This is a genomic window from Ensifer sp. ENS09, from assembly GCF_014852425.1.
Lineage (GTDB): Bacteria > Pseudomonadota > Alphaproteobacteria > Rhizobiales > Rhizobiaceae > Ensifer.
On sequence record NZ_JACVBP010000004.1, the window covers coordinates 195,992 to 217,706 of the forward strand.

At 64.8% G+C, this 21,715-nt stretch carries 15 protein-coding genes; 4 read left to right on the top strand and 11 right to left on the bottom strand.

The genetic code is table 11. The features are described from left to right. The first annotated feature begins 138 nt into the window (after window positions 1–138). Together IB267_RS21340 and IB267_RS21345 are read left to right on the top strand one after the other, a co-directional pair. Window positions 139–675: a sigma-70 family RNA polymerase sigma factor gene (locus IB267_RS21340; protein ID WP_192450007.1), complete on the top strand. Its 537-nt coding sequence runs from the start codon at window positions 139–141 to the stop codon at window positions 673–675. Between the two features lies 1 nt (window position 676). After that, window positions 677–1,315 (top strand): NrsF family protein, encoded by a 639-nt coding sequence (locus IB267_RS21345; protein WP_192449459.1) that lies wholly within the window; start codon window positions 677–679, stop codon window positions 1,313–1,315. Window positions 1,316–1,570: 255 nt separating this feature from the next. On the opposite strand, the gene IB267_RS21350 is transcribed toward IB267_RS21345, so the two are convergent. Further along, on the bottom strand, window positions 1,571–2,362 hold the full coding sequence (locus IB267_RS21350; protein WP_371742607.1) for a DeoR/GlpR family DNA-binding transcription regulator: 792 nt from the start codon (window positions 2,360–2,362) through the stop codon (window positions 1,571–1,573). Window positions 2,363–2,601: 239 nt separating this feature from the next. Here IB267_RS21350 and IB267_RS21355 point away from each other — a divergent pair, with 239 nt between their 5' ends. After that, entirely contained in the window at window positions 2,602–5,901 is a 3,300-nt protein-coding gene (locus IB267_RS21355) for an autotransporter domain-containing protein (RefSeq protein WP_192449461.1), read from the top strand. An 87-nt stretch (window positions 5,902–5,988) separates the two neighbouring features. On the opposite strand, the gene IB267_RS21360 is transcribed toward IB267_RS21355, so the two are convergent. The 7 genes from IB267_RS21360 to IB267_RS21390 all read right to left on the bottom strand — a co-directional run bounded on the left by IB267_RS21360 (window position 5,989) and on the right by IB267_RS21390 (window position 15,764). Beyond that, window positions 5,989–6,651, bottom strand: coding sequence for a histidine phosphatase family protein (locus tag IB267_RS21360; protein ID WP_192449462.1), 663 nt, complete (start codon window positions 6,649–6,651; stop codon window positions 5,989–5,991). Window positions 6,652–6,740: 89 nt separating this feature from the next. Further along, window positions 6,741–7,841: an ABC transporter ATP-binding protein gene (locus tag IB267_RS21365; RefSeq protein ID WP_192449463.1), complete on the bottom strand. Its 1,101-nt coding sequence runs from the start codon at window positions 7,839–7,841 to the stop codon at window positions 6,741–6,743. A gap of 16 nt (window positions 7,842–7,857) precedes the next feature. Beyond that, window positions 7,858–9,567 (bottom strand): iron ABC transporter permease, encoded by a 1,710-nt coding sequence (locus IB267_RS21370; protein ID WP_043624382.1) that lies wholly within the window; start codon window positions 9,565–9,567, stop codon window positions 7,858–7,860. 122 nt (window positions 9,568–9,689) lie between these two features. Further along, window positions 9,690–11,009 carry an ABC transporter substrate-binding protein gene (locus IB267_RS21375; protein ID WP_192449464.1) on the bottom strand — a complete coding sequence of 440 codons (1,320 nt, stop codon included), beginning with the start codon at window positions 11,007–11,009 and terminating at the stop codon, window positions 9,690–9,692. 158 nt (window positions 11,010–11,167) lie between these two features. Continuing rightward, window positions 11,168–12,508: a sigma-54 dependent transcriptional regulator gene (locus IB267_RS21380; protein ID WP_192449465.1), complete on the bottom strand. Its 1,341-nt coding sequence runs from the start codon at window positions 12,506–12,508 to the stop codon at window positions 11,168–11,170. Continuing rightward, entirely contained in the window at window positions 12,505–14,406 is a 1,902-nt protein-coding gene (locus IB267_RS21385) for an ATP-binding protein (RefSeq protein WP_192449466.1), read from the bottom strand. Before IB267_RS21385 ends, IB267_RS21380 begins: the two co-directional genes overlap by 4 nt. A gap of 2 nt (window positions 14,407–14,408) precedes the next feature. Beyond that, the gene (locus tag IB267_RS21390; protein ID WP_192449467.1) at window positions 14,409–15,764 is read right to left on the bottom strand and encodes an ABC transporter substrate-binding protein; all 1,356 of its coding nucleotides are present in this window, start codon (window positions 15,762–15,764) and stop codon (window positions 14,409–14,411) included. A gap of 512 nt (window positions 15,765–16,276) precedes the next feature. Here IB267_RS21390 and IB267_RS21395 point away from each other — a divergent pair. Further along, on the top strand, window positions 16,277–18,091 hold the full coding sequence (locus IB267_RS21395) for an ABC transporter ATP-binding protein (RefSeq protein ID WP_192449468.1): 1,815 nt from the start codon (window positions 16,277–16,279) through the stop codon (window positions 18,089–18,091). A gap of 54 nt (window positions 18,092–18,145) precedes the next feature. On the opposite strand, the gene IB267_RS21400 is transcribed toward IB267_RS21395, so the two are convergent. The 3 genes from IB267_RS21400 to IB267_RS21410 form a co-directional block, all read right to left on the bottom strand. After that, window positions 18,146–19,360 (bottom strand): TIGR03862 family flavoprotein, encoded by a 1,215-nt coding sequence (locus IB267_RS21400; protein WP_192449469.1) that lies wholly within the window; start codon window positions 19,358–19,360, stop codon window positions 18,146–18,148. Window positions 19,361–19,440: 80 nt separating this feature from the next. Beyond that, window positions 19,441–20,514, bottom strand: a complete 1,074-nt coding sequence (locus tag IB267_RS21405) for an amino acid ABC transporter permease (protein ID WP_192449470.1) — start codon at window positions 20,512–20,514, stop codon at window positions 19,441–19,443. Further along, window positions 20,511–21,701, bottom strand: coding sequence for an amino acid ABC transporter permease (locus tag IB267_RS21410; protein WP_192449471.1), 1,191 nt, complete (start codon window positions 21,699–21,701; stop codon window positions 20,511–20,513). The genes IB267_RS21405 and IB267_RS21410 overlap by 4 nt, the downstream gene beginning before the upstream one ends. Window positions 21,702–21,715 lie beyond the last annotated feature (14 nt).

Sequence of the window (21,715 nt, forward strand, 5' to 3'; positions counted from 1 at the left end):
AGGCGTCGGGCGTTACATAACGTTGGCAACACGCTTTCGTGATGGGTTCGCGAGGCCGGTTCGAGCAGACAGCAGCCGTGAATTTGCGATAGCCGTGTAACAAATGCCGGGAATCGGCGAATGGGAGGAAGGGCCCGGGTGAGCGGCGCGGACGACGAACATCTCGCAGGGCTTCTTCGCGCGGCCGTGGCCGGCGACGAAAAGGCCTATGCCGACTTCCTGCGGGACGCGGCACAGGTGATCCGTGGCTGGGCCCGGCGCTGGACCATCGGCGGCGGCGTCGATGCGGAGGACGTCGTGCAGGAGGCGCTGCTGGCGGTGCACGTCAAACGTCATACCTGGCGGGAGGACGCACCCGTCATGCCGTGGCTGCATGCCGTCGCCCGGCACAAATACGTGGATGCCGTGCGCCGGCAGGCCCGCCGCCCGACGGTGGGCATCGATGGGCTCGAAGAGACGCTGCCGAGCGTCGAAACCGAGACGGCCAGGGATTGGGAGATCGGCCGGGCGCTGGAGGGGCTCGCTCCGGGCCAGCGTTCGGTGGTCAGTGCGATCTCGGTCGAGGGGTTCACCGTGGCCGAGACGGCGCAGAAACTGGACATGAACGAAACGGCGGTTCGGGTGGCGCTGCACCGCGGCCTTGCTGCAATCGCCCGCCGATTTGGACGAAACTGAGATGGATACGAACGACCTCATCAAGGCTCTCGCAGCGGACAATCGGCGACCCGGTCTGCCGATGAACACCGTATGGCCCGCTGTGGCGATCGGCGCGCTCGTCCTTGCCGGTGTCGCGTTTTCGATCCTGCTCGGCCCGCGGCCGGATATCGCCGCCGCTGCCGAGACGGTTCGGTTCCTGTTCAAGTTCGTGGTGACGATCGCGCTCGCTGCGGCTGCCTTTGCGGCCATGCGCGTTGCCGCCTGGCCCGATGCGGACCCGCGCCGGCTGGTGCCTTTTCTTGGCATCGCGCCGCTGCTCGTTGCCGGTGGCGTACTGTTCGAGCTTCTTGCCGTGCCACCCGACGCCTGGGCGACGAAACTCGTCGGAACCAATTATCTGGTGTGCATGACCTTCATTCCGCTGATCGGCCTTGCACCCCTTGGATTGTTCCTTCTCGCGCTGCGCCATGGCGCGCCGTCGCGCCCCGGCTTTGCCGGCGCCCTGGCAGGGCTTGCAGCCGGCGGCATTGCCGCGACCTTCTACGCCGCCCACTGCCCGGACGATTCGCCACTCTTCGTCGCGACCTGGTACACGATCGCAGTCATGATACTGACGGTGCTTGGGGCGTTGGGCGGCCGCTGGGCCGTGCGCTGGTAGCGGCTAGACGGGCACCTGCCGGTGCTGAAAACAAAAAAGGCCGGCAATGCCGACCTTTTCCCGTTCGCGGCGTCACACTGCCAGTACATCCGTGGTCAGCGTTTGCGCGCGAACTACGCCCGGAGCCTTCGGTTGATCATATCCGTCGCGCTCCACGGGCAATTCGTTGATGCCTATGTGTGGTGTCGGGTGAAGGGTTTCAAGCCCCCGGCAAAATTCGCTGCCGGCATCCCTCGGCACTAGCTCCCCCCGACGCTAGCAATGAACGCTGACGCCGTGCTCGCGCAGCAGGGCGACGATCTGTTCGTCGGGCAGCCGGTCCGTGACCAGCGCATCGATATCGGCAAGCGATGCCAGCCGTACCAGCGCGCGCCGTCCGAACTTGCTGCTGTCGACGGCGAGAATGACGCGCTCGGCCTGGCGCATGGCGGCCGAGACAGCGGCGACTTCGGCATGGTCGTAGTCGCCGATATCGCCGTCCTGGTCGATGCCGCTGACGGAGATGATGGCGACGTCGAATTTGAACTTGCGGATGTAGTCGGCGGTCTCCTCGCGGAACACGCCGGCATCTACCTGGCGCACGAAGCCGCCGGGCACGGCAACGGCAAAGCTGCTGCTTTCGCTGAGCGTGGTCGCGACGCGCAGGCTGTAGGTGACGACGCGCAGGTCGCGGCGCTTGAGCAGGCCGCGCGCCACCGCCTCGCAGGTCGTGCCGGTGTCGAGGAAGACGGCAGCGCCGTCGGCAACAAGCTCCGCGGTCAGTTGCCCGATGCGCTCCTTCAACTCCGCGTTGTCGATGCGCCGCTGGCGGTAGATGTTGGGATCAACCGGGGTCGCAATGGTCGCGCCGCCGTGGAGGCGCCGCACCTTGCCCTCCTGTTCGAGCGCCATGATATCGCGGCGCGCCGTCTGTGTGGTGACGCCAAACAGGCCGGTAATTTCCTCGATCGAAATATAGTGGTTCGTTTCGAGGTGGCTGAGAAGCTGCGCTTGCCGGCGCGCCTTCTTGTCCCCACCCGCAATATCCCGATCGTCCATCACCCTCATCCTCATTGCCCATCAGCACGTTTTGCTACCATAGGGCCAACGCCGATCTCCAAGGAAGCCGGCGCAGCACCTGTGGGCCGCGCGAAATTTTATGGCGCCCTATGAAATGTTGTAAAACTGACATTTGACTCGCCTAATGTCCGTAATCGTACATTTCAGTGAACTCTTCCGCTCATCAACACCATCGCCGTGAAGGTCTTGTGACGGAGCGTGTTCGCATCGCGACATTGGAGCAGATAATGAGACAACGTGGACACGACCTCCGCGGGGTGCGGGCTTTCGCGCGCCTTACGCAACCGTTGCGCCTGGCGACGGCGATCCTTCTGTGCGGCACGAGCCTGACGCTTTCGGCGGCCGAGGCGCGCGCCGCCGACGACAGCATGAAGATCCTGACGCTGAACACCTGGTTGGACCGCTTCAAGGCCAACCCGAGCGTCATGTCGGACTTCTTCATCAAGGGGAACTACGACATCCTGACGTTCCAGGAGTTCCGCGCCAACAGCACCTACGCGCGGGACATCCCGGGCATCCTGAAGAATGCCGGTCTCGGAACCTACGCCACCCGCCAGGACAGCGATACCGGCGTGTTCTCGCGCCTGCCCGGCACCTTCGGCGCCAGCACACTCGGCGACATCGTGACCTATACTGTGGTCGATCCGACCGTCAGCAAGCCGCAGGTGGTCGTCGGCACCACCCACCTCAATTATTACGACCCGGCGACGACGCGCATCAGCGAGGCCAAGGGCATCAACCAGTGGGCCAAGGGCGAGACGCGGCCGATCATCCTCACCGGCGACTTCAATGCCGGCGACGTCTCGGAACGCGGCCTGCATTCGGTCAGCCAGCAGGAATTGCTGCTGAAGACCTATGTCAAAAGCCCAAGCAACAGCTTCTATCTGAGCCTCCTGCGCGACTACGCCAAGGACCAGCAGAAGCTCGACGCCTATATCGCCGAGTGGAAGGGCAAGGGCACCGCGGCGATCAACGCCTCGACGGTGCCGTCAGGCCTGTTTGCCGATGAAATGTATCCGGTTGCCGGCAACTTGCCGCAGACGATGAACATCCTGAAGAAGCAGTTCCAGATCCTGCAGCTTCCGAACGAGCGCGAACAGTTCTCGCCACATGCTCTGAACGACGGCAGCGTCACCTGGCCGTCGCACGGCGAGGACGCCACCAACACCTGGGCGAGCTGGCACCGGGTGAAGATCGACCACTTCCTGGCCTCGCGTCCGTTCGGCAAGTGGTGGACGCTCGCCGACGATCCGAAGGATCGCTATTCCGGAGTCATCACAGACGTCAGCTACGTGACCAATCCGGATGGATCGAAGACGCCGCTTTCGGATCATGAGCCGGTTGCGCACACGGTGCGCTGGGTTGGCCCGGTGCTGCAGAACTACACGGATCCGGCGACCTCGGCGGCAAAGACCCGCATTGTCTGGGGTGACGAGGCGTCGACCTTTGCCGAGAAGGGTGGGGTGTTCAACCTCAGCCGCAACAACATGCGCAATGACGTCTATCTCGGCCAGATCGCCGACGAGAACGGCCTGCCTATCCTTGCCGGCCTGACCGACCAGGAAAAGAAGACGCTGCTCGATTGCAGGAGCACCGACTCCCGCTTCCAGCAGGCGATCCGCGACTATTGCATCGACGATCACTCCTTTATCGGCGAAACGCTGGTGACCGACGGCGGTACCGTTGTGGTCGAAGAGGATGCAGCCCTCGGCAGCGCAGCGGCGAAGCTCCGGCTCGACGGCGGCGCGCTCCGGATCGCCGGCCGCGACATGCACCAGATCAACCGCGATATCGTGCTCGAAGCGGGCGGCGGTTCGCTCGACGTGGCGGACGCTGCCAACGTCGTTGCCGTCAACAAGGCGATCAGCGGCAGCGGCGGTCTCACCAAGCTCGGCGCCGGCGCGCTCGTGCTCAACGGCCAGAACACCTATACCGGCGCGACCGTGGTCAAGTCCGGCCTGCTCTCGGTGCAAGGGTCGATCGCCTCGTCTTCGGGGCTCACCATCGAAAAGGAGGGCGCCATCGGCGGCATCGGTACGTTCGGCAGCATCACGATTGCCGACGGCGGCGTGATCGCGCCCGGCAATTCGGTCGGTACGCTCAACGTTACCGGTGATATCAGTTTCGCGGCGGGCTCCACCTATCAGGTCGAAGCCAACGACAAGGGTGAAAGCGACAAGATCATCGCGTCAGGCAAGGCGACGCTCAACGGCGGCTCGGTCCTGGCGCTTGCGGCCAATGGCAGTTATGCGCCGCAAACCAGCTACACGATCCTGACGGCGGCCGGCGGCGTGACCGGTACCTTTGCCGACGTCGCATCGAGCCTCGTCTTCCTCGACCCTACGCTCGGCTATGACGCCAACAGCGTGACGCTGACGCTCAGCCGCAACGATATCCGCTTCGCAGATGTCACCGAGACCGCCAACCAGCGGGCAACGGCGATCGCGGCCGAAAGCCTCGGCTTCTCCAATGCCGCCTATTCGGCGCTCACCAACCTCGACCGCGCACAGGCGCGTTTTGCCTTCGACCAGCTCTCGGGCGAGATCCATGCCTCGACCAAGGGCATGCTGCTGCAGGACGGTCTGCTTCTGAACGCGGCAGCCACCAACCGCATCCGTGCGGCCTTCGGCGATGACAGCACCAAGGCGACGCCGGTGCTCGCCTATGGCGAAGGCGGCATCGAAAGCGTTGCGGCCGATACTGCGCGCTTCGCCTTCTGGAGCCAGGCCTTCGGCACCTGGGGCGATACGGACAGCAACGGTAATGCGGCGGGCTTCCAGCGCAATGTCGGTGGTTTCCTCATGGGCGCCGACGGTCTTGTCGGTGACAACTGGCGCGCCGGCCTCTTTGGCGGCTACAGCCGCTCGACCTTCGACGTGGTCGATCGTCGTTCCTCGGGAGACAGCGACAACTACCATATCGGCGCCTATGCCGGGACCGGGCTTGGCGCGCTGTCGCTGACGGCGGGTGCGACCTATAGCTGGCACCGCATCGAAACGAGCCGCAGCGTAGCCTTCGGCGGCTTCGACGACAGCCTGTCGGCAGCCTATGATGCCCGCACCGCCCAGATCTTCGGCGAGGCGAGCTATGCGGCAAGTGCCGGTCGCTTCGATTTCGAGGGCTTCGCCAATCTCGCCTATCTCAACCTCGACACAGACGGTTTCCGTGAAAAGGGCGGAGCAGCGGCGCTCTCGGGCCGCTCGGACAACACCGACACGACCTTCACGACGATCGGCGTGCGTACGTCGACCGACGTGTCCTTCGGCGAAACGGCGGCGGTTCTCAGCGGCACGGTCGGCTGGCGCCATGCATTCGGCGATGTCGTGCCGACCTCGACGCTCGCCTTTGCCGGCGGTCAGGGCTTTACGGTCGGCGGCGCGCCGATCGCCCGGGATGCCGCACTCGTCGAAGCCGGTATCGACGTCAAGATCGCTCCGACCGCGACCTTTGGCGTCAACTACACCGGCCAGATCGCCTCCGGCGTTTCCGACCACGGCGTCAACGCCAAGCTGAAGGTGAGCTTCTAAGGGGGCGGCAATCCCTCTGAATATCGAACGCCGCGCATGGCTTCCATGCGCGGCGTTTCTTGTGGCTGGTTGCGGCAGCCTCGTCGATTAGATCCAGACGGTCCTTCCGGCGCCATCGCAGCCAAGGGCGCGCAGGATGTTGAGAGGCACGTCGAGCATGGTCTCGCGGCCTGCTGTCAGAAGGAACGAGGCCGTCTGCGGTTCGCGATAGGCAAGAATCTCGTCGCGCGAGGCGGCGGTGTAGATGCCGCGCAGCGCCCTGAGGCAGCCGCTATGGGTAACCACGACATGGCGCCGGCCGCGGTCGAGCGTGTCGATCCAGGCTTCGAGGCGCGCTGCAAGCGCTGTCCGGCTTTCGCCTCCCGGCATCGAATAGTCGAACGGGTCGGCGCTGTGCGCCTCGTACTGGTCCACAAGATCGCGCTCGATCTCGTCATGGGCGAGCCCCTCCCACGCGCCATAGGAGCGTTCTGCGAGGGCGGCCGCCTCGGCAAAACGATCGAAGGGGATCGACCAGGTGTCGGCGAGGATCGATGCGGTCTGGCGGGCGCGGCCGAGCGGGCTCACCCAGAAGGTCAGGTTCTTGTCCTCCTCGGCGATCCGTTCGGCAAGGCGCAGGCCGACGGCGAGCGCCTGGCGCACGCCATTGGCCGTCAGCGGCGTGTCCTTGCGGCCCTGCAGGCGGCCGGCGACGTTCCATTGGGTTTCGCCGTGGCGGATGAGGATGAGGCTTGGAAGATCTTTTTTCATGCGGAACTCAAGAAAGCAGCGATCTCGCGATGCTTGAATGGATGAGGGGCGCGTCCGCCGGTCAGACCGGCGGACGCGCATCGTATGCTCTAATGGGCGAGCCATTGCGCCGACGACGGCTTGAGGCCGAGCGTCGTTGCCGCACCGGGTTCGAGAAGCGCGTCGCCGGAATGGAACGGCGCGTCGATCAGCACCGTCGCAGCCCCGATCCTCACGCCATAACGCACGGTCGCGCCCAGGAATTCGCGATGCGCGATGATGCCTTCGAGCGCGACGGCGCCGGGCTCGAGGCTGCCGATCGTCGCATATTGCGGCCGGAAGACTAGTTTGGCGCCGACGGGCACGTCGGTGCCGGCCGGGATCGGGATGGAGCCGCCGCCCACGACCTCGAAGCTCCTGGCAGCGCCGCTGCCGGCCACCTTGCCGTCGAGGATGTTGGCCGTGCCGAGGAAGTTGGCGACGAACAGGTTGGCCGGCTTCTCATAGAGGCCCATCGGCGTTCCCACCTGCTGGATGCTGCCCTCGTTGAACACGGCGATCCGGTCGCAGACGGTGTTGGCCTCTTCCTGGTCGTGGGTGACGAAGATCGTCGTCAGCTGCAGCCGCTGCTGCAACTCGCGCAGCTCGCGCCTGACTTCGACGCGCATCTTGGCGTCGAGGTTGGACAGCGGCTCGTCGAGCAACAGCACCTTCGGCTCGATGGCGATGGTGCGGGCGAGCGCCACGCGCTGCTGCTGACCACCCGAAAGCTGCGACGGGCGTCGGTCGGCAAGGTGCTTGAGGCCGACGAGGTCCAACGCCTTCTGGACGCGACTTTCGATCTCCGCGCGCGGAAGCCGACGCTCTTCGAGGCCGAAGGCGACGTTGGCGGCGACCGTCATGTGCGGCCAGAGCGCATAGGACTGGAAGACCATGCCGATGTCGCGCTTCCATGCGGGCATGTCCAGCACGTCCTGTCCCCCGATCACGACCTTGCCCTGGCGGGCATTGTTGAAGCCAGCGATCAGCCTCAGAAGCGTGGTCTTGCCGCAGCCCGATGGGCCGAGGAAGGCGAAGAATTCGCCCGGCCGGATCTCGAGGTTGATGTCCTTCAGCACGTGCAGCGCGCCGTAGTAGAGATTGACGTCGCTGATGCTGATCGCCTTGGCGGGGCCGGCGGCGAGTGCAGCGCTGTTGATGTTCACTGTCATTGTTTTTCCTCCCGAATTACTTGGCCGTACCCAGCGCCTTCTGGCGACGCTCGATGACGTAGTGGGACAGAAGCGTGCAGAGCGCGACCATGATCACGGCGATGACGCCGAGGGCTGCACCCGGTCCGCGACCGGCCGGCGATTGCATGAAGACGTAGAGCCCGTAGGCGATCGGCGCGTCCGAATTGCTCTGGATCAGCATCAGCGTTGCCGACAGTTCGACCGCTGCGGTCGAGAAGCTGGTGACGAAACCGGCAAGCAGGCCCCCCGTCATCAGCGGCAGGACGATGCGGCGGATAGTTCGCTGCTTGGTCGCGCCCAGGTTTTCGGCGGCCTCTTCCAGTGACTCCGACACCTGCTGCAGGGCTGCGTAGCAGGCGCGAAGCGCATAGGGCAGGCGACGGATGGCAAGCGCTAGAACCACCATGACCCAGAGGGTCGCGAGCGGCGTGCCGTCGGGCAGCGTGATGCCGTAGAAGGTTCTGAGATAGCCGATGCCAAGCACGACGCCGGGGATGGCAAGCGCGGCAGTTGCCGCCCAGTCGAGCCAGCGACGGCCGATGACCTTGGTGCGCAGCACGAGATAGGCGATGGCGCCGCCGATGACCACGTCGATCAGGCCGGCAAGGCTGGCGTAGATCAGCGTGTTCTTGATGTAGAGCGAGCTTTCGCCGAAGACCCGGCCGTAATGGGCGACGGTGTAGGCATCGGGCAGCGGGCTGAACGACCAGACGGTCGCGAAGGAGAGCAGCAACAGGCCGATATGCGGCGACAACACCAAGAGCAGGATCAGCGCGACGACGCCATAGGCGATGACGCTCTCGCCGCGGCTGAGCTTGCGCCTGGAAAGGCCGCCACCGCCGCGCTGCACCGTCGAATAGTCCTTGCCGCGCATGGCGACCGCCGAAAGCCACATGGCGAAGATCGAGACGGCAATCAGGATCACCGAGATGACGTAGCCCATCGGATCGGTGAGGCCGACCGAGGTGACGCGCAGATAGGCCTGCGGCGCCAGCATGTCCTTGACGTTGAGGAGCAGCGGCGTCGCCAGGTCGTCGAAGACCTTGACGAAGACGAGCGACGCGCCGGCGAGATAGCCGGGCATGGCGAGCGGAAAGACGATGCGACGGAAGAGCCGGAAGCCGGAGGAACCGAGGTTCTGGGCGGCCTCTTCCATCGACCGGTCGATGTTGCGCAGGCTGGTCGACAGGTTGATCAGGATGAAGGGGAAGTAGTGCAGCGACTGCACGAAGATGACGCCGTTCAGCCCCTCCATGAACGGGATGCGGATGCCGAACCAGTCGTTCAAGAGCAGGTTCACCGTGCCGTTGCGACCGAAGAGAAGCTGCATCGCCACCGCGCCGACGAAGGGCGGCATGATCAGGGGCACGAAGCCGAGCGTCTGAATGATGAGCGAACCGCGGAAATCGAAGCGGGTGGTGAGCACCGCGAGCGGAAGCGCAATGGCGCTCGCCCAGACGACCGACATGCCGGACACATAGACGGAGTTGAAGAAGGACCGGCGGAAGAGGTCGGTGTTGAAGAAGTCGATGAAGTTGACGATGGTCAGCGCACCGGTGCCCTTCTCGGTGAAGGCGGTGTAGATGACCGTGCCGGCGGGGATGACCAGGAAGATCGCCAGAAACAGGGCGATCACCGAGACCGCCAGGATCTGGCCAGGTTTGGCCGCGGCGGGCCGGATGGGAACGGAAGCGACGAGCGCCATGGGGCAGACTCCGGAGTGAGTTCGGCCAGCCCGGCGCGAAAGGCGCGCCAGGGTCGGCGAAGCTTGAATGTTTGCGGGAGCTTGACCGCCCGCCGGGATGGGCAGGCGGTCGCTGTCGTCGCTTAGTCGACGAGGTTCAGGGCTTCGTCAGCCTTAGCCTTGGCGGCGGCATACTTCTCCGTCGCGAAGGCGGCCCACTTCTGTTCCAGTTCCGCCTGGCGCGCGGTCTTGTCCTCGCCGCCGGTAAAGGCGTCACGGGTCTCCTTGCTCGCCGCCTCGTCCGCCGTGATCGGCATGGCGGCAACCAGGGCCTTGGCTTCATCGAGAAGTGCGCGGGCGGCCGGCTGCTCGTTGGCGGCAAGCGCCTTTTCGGCCGCATGGATCGCCTGAGTGGCGCCCTTGAGGTTTTCGAGCTGGAAGGAAATCAGCTGGTCGAACAGCGTGTCGACAACATCCGTGCGCTTCTTCGAAACGTCGCTGTCAAAGGTGATCATCGACTGGAAGCGCGGATCCTTGAAGGGGTTCGGGAAGCCTTCGGGCGCCTTGGCGTAGAGCGCCGGGTTGATCGGCAGGCGACGGATGGCCGGCTCGAGCAGGACTTCCTGGCCCTTCTCCGACAGGATGTAGTTGACGAAGGCCTCGGCACCGGCCTGGTTCGGCGCATTGGCGACGATGCCGATATTGGCCGGAACGACCGTCGTCACCGACGGATAGGCGAAGCTGACCGGGAAGCCGCTCGCCTGGGCCGAGAAGGCGAAGAAGTCGATGACGATGCCGATGCCGGTCTGGCCGGAGTTGACCGCATCCGGAACACCGAAGGAGCGTTCGGTCACCTGCTGGAGGTTGCCGCCGATGCCTTTCAGCGTACCCCAGCCCTTGTCCCAGCCTTCGCCCTGCAGGATCGTCTCGATCGTCAGGTGTGTGGTTCCGGAACGCGACGGGGCGGCGATGGCGACGTGGTCGAAATATTCCGGCTTGGCGAGATCGCCCCACTCGGCCGGCTTCGGCAGATTGTTGGCTTCCAAGTAGCGGTCATTCGACATGATGCCGTAGCCCGATGCGGCAAAGCCGAAGTAGAAACCATCAGGATCGTTGACCGGATAGGAGCCGACCTTTTCCGGCAGGCCCGTCACCGACGGGGTGAACTTGGCGAGCAATTGCCTGCTCTTCAGGCTGTCGAAGGCGTCAGGGGCCGATGCCCAGAACAGGTCGACCTGGTTGTTGACCTTGGTCTCGTCGATGTACTTGACGCCCGAGCTGGTACTCTTGTTCTGGACGTCGAGGGTGAAGCCGGGGTTGGCGGCCTCGAAGCCGGCCTTGAACGGGTCGGTCACGTCCTTGGAGAACGAGGTGACGATCGTCACCTTGCCGCCGTCTTGCGCGTGGGCCGTCACGATGAAGGCAGCCGACATCAGCATCGCTGCTGCGATGGTTTTCAACATAGGTATCTCCTCCCAATAGACCGCCAATGCTTGGCGGCTGTCCTCTTGAGAGCAAGGCCCGTGCCAGATCGAAAAACCCGGAAAACCGGGCGATTTCAGCTGAGAATGGGTAAGAAAGGTAACATCGGGGCCGGTGAGGCGGGGTCAAAAGGGTAACATCACCCCTCGTCGCCATCGGCCCGGGCATCGATGTCGAACTTGCGCATCTTCAGATAGAGCGTCTTGCGGGAGATCCCGAGCGCGTCGGCGGTCGCACCCACGCGGCCTTCATGCCTGGCGAGACTGTTGATGAGGATGGTCCGCTCCAGCCGATCCATCTGTGCTTCCAGAGTCTCGCCGCCTGCCGTCGCGGCTTCGGTGTCCGGGCGCTCTTCGAGCCCGAGCATGAAGCGTTCCGCGACATTGCGCAGCTCACGCACGTTGCCGGGCCAGGGCCGGGCGTTGAGGTCGGCGAGATGCTCGGCGCCGACCGGTGGCGGCGTGCGTCCCTGGCGTTTGGCGGCAAGGCCAAGGAAATGCTGGAACAGGAGGCCGACATCGCCCTTGCGACGCGCGAGCGGCGGCAGTTCGACCCGGGCGATGTCGAGGCGATAGGCAAGGTCTTCGCGGAATTCTCCCCGTCGCGCGGCATCGTGCAGGTCGGCCTTGGTCGCCGCCACCACGCAGATATTGACCGGCAGTTCGACGTTCGAGCCGAGGCGCTCGATCACGCGCTCCTGCAGCACACGCAGCAGCCGCACCTGGGCTGCGAGCGGCATCGACTCGATCTCGTCGAGAAACAGCGTGCCGCCATCGGCATATTCGATCTTGCCGATGCGTTTTTCCCGAGCGCCGGTGAAGGCGCCGGCCTCGTGCCCGAAAAGCTCGGATTCGAGCATGGTCTCCGGAATGGCGCCGCAATTGACGGCGACGAACCGGCCCTTGCGGCCGCTGAAATCATGAAGCGCCCGTGCCGTCACCTCCTTGCCGGTGCCGGTATCGCCGATGATCAGCACGTCGGCGCTGGCCGCCGCAATGCGCTGCAGCTTGTCGCGAAGCGCCACCATCGGCGCGGAGTGCCCGATCAGCCGCGTTTCCCAACCGTCCTTGTCGACGGAGAGCCGCAGCCGCCGGTTTTCGAGCAGCAGCCGCCGGTGATCGCGGGCGCGGCGCACGGTCTCGATCAGGTGGACCGGATCGGCCGGCTTTTCGAGGAAGTCCCAGGCGCCTTCGCGCATCGCGCGCAGCGCCATCGGGATGTCGCCATGCCCGGACATCAGCACGATCGGGATATCGGGATCGATCTTGCGCACGGCAGCGACCAGGTCGAAGCCGTCATGATCGGGCATGCGGACATCCGATACGATCACGGTGTCGCTGTCGGCGCGCAGGCCGGCGAGCGCCGAGATGACGGAACCGTGCGGGGCGACGGTGAAGTCCTCCAGTTCCAGCACCTGGCAGCAAGCTTCAAGCACGCTGGCGTCGTCGTCGATCAGGATGATGTCCACTTCCGGTCTCATTCCAGGCCTTTCAGGGATACGAGGAATCGTGTGCCGGTCGGGCCGGTCTCGAGGATTGCGATGTCGCCGCCGAAATCCTTGACGATGTTGTAGGAGATCGACAGGCCGAGGCCGAGCCCCGAACCAACCGGCTTGGTGGTGAAGAACGGATCGAAAACGGCCGGCAGGTTTTCCGCGGCGATGCCGTGTCCGGTGTCGCCGACGATCAGGCGGGCGGCGCCACCGGTCATTTCAACGCCGACTGTCACGCGCCGAAGCGATTGGTCGGAGACCGCGTCAAGCGCATTGCCGATGAGATTGACGGCGACCTGCTCGAGCCGGACCGGTTCGGCCATGACCATTGCCGGGCCGCCTTCCGGCAACGAAAGCTCGAGCACGACGCTCTCCTCCTCGAAACGATGTTCGAGCAGGCTGAGGGCGTCCCGCACCGCTGCGGTGAGATCGACCGGCCGCAGTTGCGCGTCCGGCCGCCGGGCAAAGCGGCGGATATGGCTGATCTGGTCGGCCATGCGTCCCGTCAGCCCCTTCATCTTGTCGAGGTTGTTGACCGCCTGTTCGCCTTTGCCGCGGCCGATCAGCGTGGCGGCGTTGTGGATGTGTGCGCGAAGGGCGGCCAGCGGCTGGTTGAGTTCGTGGCCGATGCCGGCCGCCATCTGGCCGAGGGCCGCAAGCTTTGCCGACTGGATCAGCTCGTCGCGGGTCTGGCGAAAGAGGGTCAGCGCGCGCGAGAGGTCTCCGAGTTCGTCGGCTTCGGGCGGCGGGATCGCTGCGGAATGCCGGCCCGCGCTGATCGCGCCGGCGGCCGTCGCCAGCAGGCGGATACGGGCGATGAGGTTGCGGTGGACGTAGAAGTAGCCGATGGCGCTCGCCACCAGCACCGAGAGGATGGCGATTGCGAGGAGCAGGCTACGCCCGGTTTCGATTGCCGCGGCCGCGCGTCGCGCGGCGTCCCCGGCGCTCGCCTCGATCGCCACCACCTCCGTCTCGATCTTGCGACCAAGCTCTTCGACCAGCCGGCCGTTTTCGCTGGCAAGTTCGGCAAGCGTGCCGGCCTGCAGCATTTCCGAGCGCTTGCGATTGGGGATGCCCGTCGAGGCGTTGGACTGGTCGAGAATGCGCCCGGCCAGCTGCCGCACGGTGATGCTGTCGGGCCAGCTGTCGAGCGAGCGAATGCGGCTCGCCAGTTCGTCGGCGCTATCGCCGAGGAAGGCGTTGGTCTCCTGCATTTCCTCTTCGGTCGTGGCGTTGACGAGCCGCCCGATGAGACCTGTCGCAAGGTTTGCCTGGGAGACGACGGTCAACAGCGCTTCGCTCTTCTGCTGTTCGGCGAGCGCGGCCGCACCCTGGCCCTTGCGGGTTTCCGCTTCGATGTTGAAGCGGATGTCGTCGACCAACGGGTCGGCTTCTTCCAGAAGATCCGCCTGGACCCAGCGAAGCTCGTCGATGTCCGAGCGCATGGCCTCGCGCAAAGTGAAGCGCTTGCCGGCCGCAAGGTCGATCTTTTTCAGGTTGGCGCCGATGGCCTCGGCAAGCGGCAGCAGCGCCGCCGTGCTCGATTGCGCCGTGTTTTCTTCGAGTAGGGCTCGAAGGGTCTGGAGGCGCGTCGCGTAGACGGCGCGGATCTCGTTGTATTCGGTGCGGTTTTCGGCGCCGGCAAGCACCGACGTCACGGAGCCGATGTCGGCCCCGGCCTTGGAGAGGCGCGACGCGAAGGCGAGCTGCGGCATCTGCTCGTCGGCCATGCGCGACAGTTCGCCCGACAGCCGCTCATAGGAAAGCCAGCCGACCACGCAGGCGCCGACGGCGAGCCCGACGATCGCGACGAAGGCGAGCACGAGGCGGGCGCCGATACCGAAGCGCCAGCGCGGCTGCCGGGCGGTCGTTTCGATCACCGCCATCGTCACTGCCGCCACGGATGGAGATTGACGGGGCCGCCGGATCGCGCGGCCGAGGACAGCAGCTGTTCCGCCTCGCTGAGGTTCTGCTCGATCCGCGCGCGCAGGCGGCTCGCGAGTTCCGCATGGGCAGGGGAGCGGGCGACGCCACGCGGCCATTCGCCTTGCAGGGCCTCCGCCACATTGGCGACTTCGCTAGCTGAAAGCGGAGGCTGGCCCAACAGCCGCCGTGCCCGGGCCAGCATGCTCAGCCGTTGCGCGTCTTCGATGTTCATCGCCTCCAGATCCGCGGTCCTCTTCCACAGGCGGGCAAGGGTTGCCCGGCGGCGCACGATATAGTCGTCGAAAATCAGATTGACGAGCCCGTATCTGCGCGCCGAAAGCGCCGCGTCGAAGCCACCGGATTTCAGCAGGCGCTCGCCGTCTTCTTGCGGCAGCAGGCCGCTGTTGAGCGCGGGATTGACCGGTATGCGGGCGATTGCCGGCGACAGCAGGAGTTTCTGGCCAGCCTCCGAAAGCACGAAATCGACGAAGCGTTCGGCTCCCGGCACGTTGCGCGCCCGGGTGAGGATGCCGATGCTTGCCGGCACGAACACGGTGTCGGGCGGCAGGACGAAGACATTGCCGGCGCCGGCGAAATCCGGCGAGGTGGCGAGGAAGTCGATGGTGATACCGATGCTGAAGCGCCGCTGCGCCACGCCGGAGGCCACTCCGAAGCTGCGGGCGGTAACCGTCGAGAGATTGCCGCCGAGCTGCGACAGCATCGCCCAGCCTTTCTCCCAGCCGTAGGTTTGCAGCAAGGCCTCGACGATCAGGTGCGTCGTGCCCGAGCGGGACGGCGTGGTGATGCCGATCTGGCCGGAATAGACGGGGTTCAGCAGATCCTGCCAGTTCTCCGGCACGGGCAGTTTGCTGCGCGCGAGATGGGCGGGATTGTAGACGAAGCCGTAGCCCGACAGCGCGAAGCCCAGATAATAGCCTTGGGGGTCGTTCACCGGGTAGCCGAAGACATGATCCGGTGCGCCGGTATTGCGCGGCGCGATCTGACGCAGGCTTCCGTTGCGCTTCAGGAGCTCGAAGGCATCGGCCGCCGAGGCCCAGAAGATGTCGGCCGGCACATCCGCCTTCTCGATGACGAAGCGGCTGGCGCTCGCGGTGTTGCGCTGCACGATCGTCACCCGCATGTCGGCATTGGCGCGTTCGAACGCAGCGCGGAAGGGCTCGAAGAAGGACGGCGGATAGGAAGTGACCACCACGAGTTCCTGCTTCTCGACAGCACGTGCAGGGCCTGCAAACGCCATGAAGCCAAGGGTGATCAGCGGCAGCAGGGCCGCAACGATATAGAACCGGAACCTTGTCAATTCACTCCCACCGCGCATCGCCGTCCGGTCATTGCCGGTGCCGGTTGTCGCGGACCCTCCCCAAGATGCCGCCGTTTCGTGCCATGCACGGTCGGCGATCGCGGCGTACTCTGCTACGAACAGCACATCGCCGTAAACCCCGCAGGCATGTCGGAGACTGTTGCAAACAGGTCGCAGCCGCGACGATTGGCGCCATGGCAAGATTTCTGCACTTGGCGGTTGCGCGCGATTCGCCTATAGGTCGTCTTCCGGCAACCAATCAGGGAGGTTTCAAAAGATGCCAGCTTTTTCTTTCTCCCTACGGGGCGGCGTGCAGTCTTGAACTGGGCCGGGAAGGGCATTTTCGCCTTTCCGTCTTTTCCAGGTCGGATTTCGTTTCGCTGACCTTGGCCCTTCCTCTCTCGAGGATACGGTCACTCCAATGATGCCGCATCGGAAGCTGGGTTCCTTTTAACGGCATATTCCATTCTGATCTTGTTTGAGGCCGATGCGTCGCGCATCGGGCGATTGTTATGGCTTTTACTCGTATTGACCTGCGCGGCGGTGCGTTCCGCAGCGTTCTCGGATTCACCTGGTCGCACTGGAAAGCGCAGCCGCTGCGCATCAGCGTCATTCTCGGCATGGTTCTCCTGTCGACGCTTGCCGACGTCCTGACGCCGCTCTATTCGGGCCGGCTCGTGGACGCCGTCGTTTCCGGTGTGGCGACCGATCAGCTTGCCTGGGATGCGGCGCTTGCCGCCTTCTGGATGCTGATGGCGCTGTCGCTCGGCGCGATCATTCTCAGGCACTTCACCTTCCTGGGGGTCACCGATCTGACCCTCAAGATGATGACCGACATCGCGTCGGCTGCGTTTTATCGCATCCAGCGCTTCTCGACCGACTGGCATGCCAACAGCTTTGCCGGATCGACGGTGCGCAAGGTGACGCGCGGCATGTGGGCGCTCGATCTCTTGAACGACACCTTGCTCGTGGCCCTTTTTCCGTCCGTCGTGATGCTGGTCGGATCGACAATCCTGATGTCGTTCTACTGGCCGATGATGGGCGTCATCATCGGTATCGGGTCGATCGTCTTCATCCTGATGACGATCGTGCTGTCGCTTGGTTACGTCGCGCCGATGGCAAGCCTTGCCAACCGGTGGGACACCAAGCTCGGCGGGGCGCTCGCCGATGCCGTGAGCTGCAACATCGTCGTCAAGGGTTTTGGCGGCGAAGGCCGCGAGGACGCGCGCCTAGCCAAGGTACTCGCCAAATGGCGTGACCGCACGCGCCGCACCTGGATCCGCGGCACGACCAACGGCACGTCGCAGGGCGCCATGCTGCTTATCCTGCGCGCGGCGGTGATCGGCTTTGCGTTGTTCCTCTGGTCGAAGGGCCAGGCGACAGCCGGCGACATCACCTTCGTGCTCACCTCGTTCTTCATCCTGCAGGGTTACCTGCGTGAAGTCGGGCAACACATCCGCAACCTGCAGCGCTCGATCAACGACATGGAAGAGCTTGTCGACATCCACGGCCAGTCGCTCGGCATCGACGACAAGGCGGATGCCAAGCCGATCCGGATCACCGACGGCCGCATCGAGTTCAAGGATGTGACGTTCCACTACGGTGCGCACCGCAAGCCGCTCTACGACCGGTTCTCGGTGACCATCCGGGAGGGCGAGCGTGTCGGTCTCGTCGGGCATTCCGGTTCGGGCAAGACGACCTTCGTCAAGCTGATCCAGCGCCTGCACGACCTGAAAGCCGGCGAGATCCGCATCGATGGTCAGGACATAGCGTCGGTGACGCAGACCTCGCTGCGCCAGCAGATCGCGATCGTCCAGCAGGAGCCGATCCTGTTCCATCGCTCTCTGTCGGAAAACATCGCCTATGCGCGGCCGAACGCCACGCAGAGCGAGATCGAGAAGGCGGCGAAGCTTGCAAGCGCCCACGACTTCATCACGGCGCTGCCGAAAGGATACGGCACGTTGGTGGGCGAACGCGGCGTCAAGCTCTCGGGCGGCGAGCGCCAGCGCATCGCCATTGCCCGCGCGTTTCTCGCGGACGCACCGATCCTGATCCTCGACGAGGCGACATCGAGCCTCGATTCGGAATCGGAGGTGCTGATCCAGCAGGCGATGGAGCGGCTGATGCTCGGGCGCACGACGCTGGTCATCGCGCACCGGCTGTCGACCGTTCGCGCGCTCGACCGGTTGCTGGTCTTCGACCACGGCCGGATCGCCGAGGAGGGCACACACGACGCGCTGATCCGTCTCAACGGCGGGATCTACCGTGGTCTCTTCGAGCGCCAGGCGCTGGAACTGACCAAGGGGCTGGTGTTGAACGACCAGTAAGGCTTTGACGCCACTTGAAACGATCGCCGCGCCTGGCAAGGGCGCGGCAATTTTTTATGACGCTCGGCTAAGCCAGCGATCGAGCCCGCGCGCCGCCGCACAGCCTGTGGCAAAGCAGGCGGTCAGCAGATAGCCCCCGGTCGGCGCTTCCCAGTCGATCATTTCGCCGGCGACGAAGCTGCCGGGCATTGATTTCAGCATGTATTCGTCATCGATCGCGGACCAGGCGATGCCGCCGGCCGACGAGATGGCTTCGGCGATCGGGCGCGGGCGGACGAGCCGGATTGGCAGCGCCTTGATCAAGGCCGCAAGTTCTGAAGGTGGCAAACGCGCGGCATCAGGCGAAACCTCACGCACCAGCGCCGCTTTCACCCCTTCGAGGCTAGCCCCCTTGCGCAGGCGATTGGAGAAACTGGTCTTGCTGTCGAAGCGGCCAAGGTCTTTTGCCAATTTCTCGACGGTGCGCCCCGGGGTAAGGTCGACCACCAGGTCGGCCGTTTCGCCGCGCGACAGTCGGTCCCGAAGCGCGCTCGTGTGTGCATAGACGAGACTACCTTCGATACCGGTCTCGCTGACGACGAATTCGCCCGGGACGGTGCCCGCTTCCGAGGTCGCGGTGACGCCCTTCAGCGCCGCGCCGGCGAAGCGATCGCGGAAGGTCGCGCTCCAGTCGACATCGAAGCCGCAATTGGCGGGTTGGAACTTGGCGACAGACACGTCCCTGTGTTCCAGCCATGGTGTCCAGGCGGCATCGGATCCGAGGCGCGGATAGCTGGCGCCACCGAGCGCAAGCAGGGTCGCATCGGCGCTGACAAGCGTCTTGCCGTCGGGAGTATCGAACGCAAGCGCGTTGCCCTCAAAACCTGTCCAGCGGTGCCGCGTCAGGATGCGAACGCCGCGGCCTTCCAGCGACTTGAGCCAGGCGCGTAGCAGCGGCGACGCCTTCATCACCTCTGGGAAGACGCGGCCCGAGGAACCGACGAAGGTCTCCGTGCCGAGCGTCTTTGCCCAACGCCTGATGTCATCCGGCGTGAACGCGTCCAGCGCTGCGCGCAGTCGCGGCGAGGCATCGCCGAAGCGCTCGACAAAGGCGGCATAGGGCTCGGAATGGGTGATGTTCAGACCCGACTTGCCGGCGAGCAGGAATTTGCGCGCCACCGTCGGCATGCTGTCATAGACGGTGACCGCGTGGCCGCGCTCGGACAGCACCTCGGCGGCCATCAAGCCGCTCGGTCCGCCGCCAATGACGGCGATGTTTTTTTGTCTCATGCGCTTTGCCCGGTCACAGATTTCGCTTCGGCGCACTCTTGGCCCGGCGGCGCGTGGCACGCAACCCCCGTCGGATGCGCCTATCGGCGATGGCCACCGTTGAGCTTCCTCTCCAGCCAGAGGCTGTAGCGCGAGCCGGTGAAGCAGATGGCGAAATAGATGAGCGCCGCAAAGATATAGGCCTCGCTGTAAAAGCCGAGCCAGGCGGGATCGGTGGCCGAGGTCTTGGCGGCATTCAGCAGATCGTAGATGCCGATGACGGCCAGCAGCGAGGTGTTGAGCACGATGCCGATCGACAGGTTGACGATCGCCGGGATGACGGCCCGCAGCGCCTGCGGCAGCACCACCAGCCGGAGCATCTGGATCCGGCCAAGGCCAAGCGACAGGGCCGCCTCTTTCTGACCCGCCGGGATCACTTGCAGGCCGGCGCGGATGATCTCGGCGAGATAGGCGGAGAAGAACAGCGTGACGCCGATCTGTGCGCGCAGCAACTTGTCGATGGCCGCGCCGCTCGGCAGCGCCATCGGCACGATCAGCATCGCCACGTAGAGAACGGCGATCATAGGCACGCCGCGCAGCACTTCGATGAAGGCGATGGCCAGGGACCGAACGATGCCCATGTCCGACTGGCGGGCAAGGGCCAGCAGCAGCGCGATCGGAAAGGCGAAGGCAAGGCCGGCGATCGAGACTGTGAGCGTGATCGGCAGCCCGCCCCAATGATTGGTCGAGACCGTTTCCAAGCCCGACGTCCCCGCCATCAGCAGCCAGATGCCGACGAGCGCCAGCAACCAGACCGGCACCAGGCGGAAGCTCCAGAAACGGGGAATGGCGGAGACCGTCAGCAGCGCAGCGATAAGGACGATCACCAGCACGGGGCGCCATTGCAGCGGCGGTGGGAAGAAGGCAAACAGCATGAACCGAAACTTGGCGCCGACAAAGGCCCAGCAGGCGCCAGCGCCTTCCGCGGCGCAATCGGCCGCTGTTCCGGCCCAGACGGCATCGATGACGGCCCAACGGACAAAGGGAAGAGCAAGCCAAAGGAGCGCGGCGAGCGTTGCCAGCGTGACGAGGCCATTGGCCCAGCCACTGAAGAGGCCTTCGCGCCAGCGGTGCCAGTCGGGTGCAACCGGTGGCGCAAGTTCGATCTGGCTCATCGTTTTCCTTCTCCGCGCAGGACCACGCGCCGGTTGTAGAGGTTCATGAGGGCCGAAACCGAAAGGCTGATGGTCAGGTAGACGGCGCCGATGAGGATGATCGCTTCGAGCGCCTGACCGGTGGTGTTGGCCGTCGTGTTGGCGACGCTGACGAGATCGGGGTAACCAATTGCGACCGCGAGGCTCGAATTCTTGGTCAGATCGAGAAAGCTCGAAATCATCAGCGGCGTGATCATCCGAAGCGCCTGCGGCAGTACGACGAGGCGCATGATCTGCGCGGGCTTCAGCCCGAGTGCGCGAGCGGCTTCCCATTGACCCGATGCCACCGACTGGATGCCGCTGCGCACGATCTCGGAAATCGAAGCGGAGGCATTGACGACGAGGCCGATCAGCAGCGCGGCGAATTCCGGGGTCAGCGATAGGCCGCCGCGAATGTTGAAGCCGCCCTTGGCAGGCACTTCGACCGATGCGCTGAAGCCGAGGGATACGAGAGCGAAATAGAAGATTGCTAACGCGCCGAGTACGGTGCCGGCGGTTTTCGGCAGATAGAACGTCGCGCCCGCCAGCAGGCGCCTGGAAATGACGAGGGCCGCGAAGACGGTCAGGAGCACCGCGGGCAGCCATACGGAGGCCGGCAGGCCGTCGACCGAAAGCGAGGGCAGAAAGACGCCGCGATTGCTGAGATAGACGCTGCCCAGAAACGTATAGGCGCCGCGCGGCGGCGGAAGCGCGCGGATGATCGCGCTCCAGAGAAACAGTTGCAGCAACAAAGGCGTGTTGCGCAGAAGCTCGACATAGCCATGGGCGAAGGTCGCGAGCAGCAGATTGCCGGACAGCCTGAAGATGCCGAGTGCGACACCGAGTACGATTGCAAGCAGACATCCGACGAGCGCGACCTTGACGGTATTGGCGATACCGGCGGCAAGCGCCCGGGCGTAGCTGTCGCCGGCCGCGTAAGGAAGAACGCTTTCGCCGATCTCGAAATTGGCCTGATGGGAGAGGAACGCAAAGCCCGGCGTCAGTCCCATGCGGTGCATGCTCTCGGCGGTGTTCTGGCCGAGAAAGGCAAAGAGCAGCAGCACGCCGACAAAGAGCAGGCCTTGCTGCAAAGGCAGAGGCCCGATCCAGGACATGAGGCGCGAGACGGGTCCGGGCCCCGAAGGGCCCGGTTGGAGTTGGCGTGTCATGGGAAGGACCATGA

Coding starts and splice junctions, on each gene's coding strand:
- IB267_RS21345 (WP_192449459.1), top strand. CDS start 677: ATGGATACGAACGACCTCATCAAGGCTCTCGCAGCGGACAATCGGCGA.
- IB267_RS21350 (WP_371742607.1), bottom strand. CDS start 2,362: ATGAGGGTGATGGACGATCGGGATATTGCGGGTGGGGACAAGAAGGCG.
- IB267_RS21355 (WP_192449461.1), top strand. CDS start 2,602: ATGAGACAACGTGGACACGACCTCCGCGGGGTGCGGGCTTTCGCGCGC.
- IB267_RS21360 (WP_192449462.1), bottom strand. CDS start 6,651: ATGAAAAAAGATCTTCCAAGCCTCATCCTCATCCGCCACGGCGAAACC.
- IB267_RS21365 (WP_192449463.1), bottom strand. CDS start 7,841: ATGACAGTGAACATCAACAGCGCTGCACTCGCCGCCGGCCCCGCCAAG.
- IB267_RS21370 (WP_043624382.1), bottom strand. CDS start 9,567: ATGGCGCTCGTCGCTTCCGTTCCCATCCGGCCCGCCGCGGCCAAACCT.
- IB267_RS21375 (WP_192449464.1), bottom strand. CDS start 11,009: ATGTTGAAAACCATCGCAGCAGCGATGCTGATGTCGGCTGCCTTCATC.
- IB267_RS21380 (WP_192449465.1), bottom strand. CDS start 12,508: ATGAGACCGGAAGTGGACATCATCCTGATCGACGACGACGCCAGCGTG.
- IB267_RS21385 (WP_192449466.1), bottom strand. CDS start 14,406: ATGGCGGTGATCGAAACGACCGCCCGGCAGCCGCGCTGGCGCTTCGGT.
- IB267_RS21395 (WP_192449468.1), top strand. CDS start 16,277: ATGGCTTTTACTCGTATTGACCTGCGCGGCGGTGCGTTCCGCAGCGTT.
- IB267_RS21400 (WP_192449469.1), bottom strand. CDS start 19,360: ATGAGACAAAAAAACATCGCCGTCATTGGCGGCGGACCGAGCGGCTTG.
- IB267_RS21405 (WP_192449470.1), bottom strand. CDS start 20,514: ATGAGCCAGATCGAACTTGCGCCACCGGTTGCACCCGACTGGCACCGC.
- IB267_RS21410 (WP_192449471.1), bottom strand. CDS start 21,701: ATGACACGCCAACTCCAACCGGGCCCTTCGGGGCCCGGACCCGTCTCG.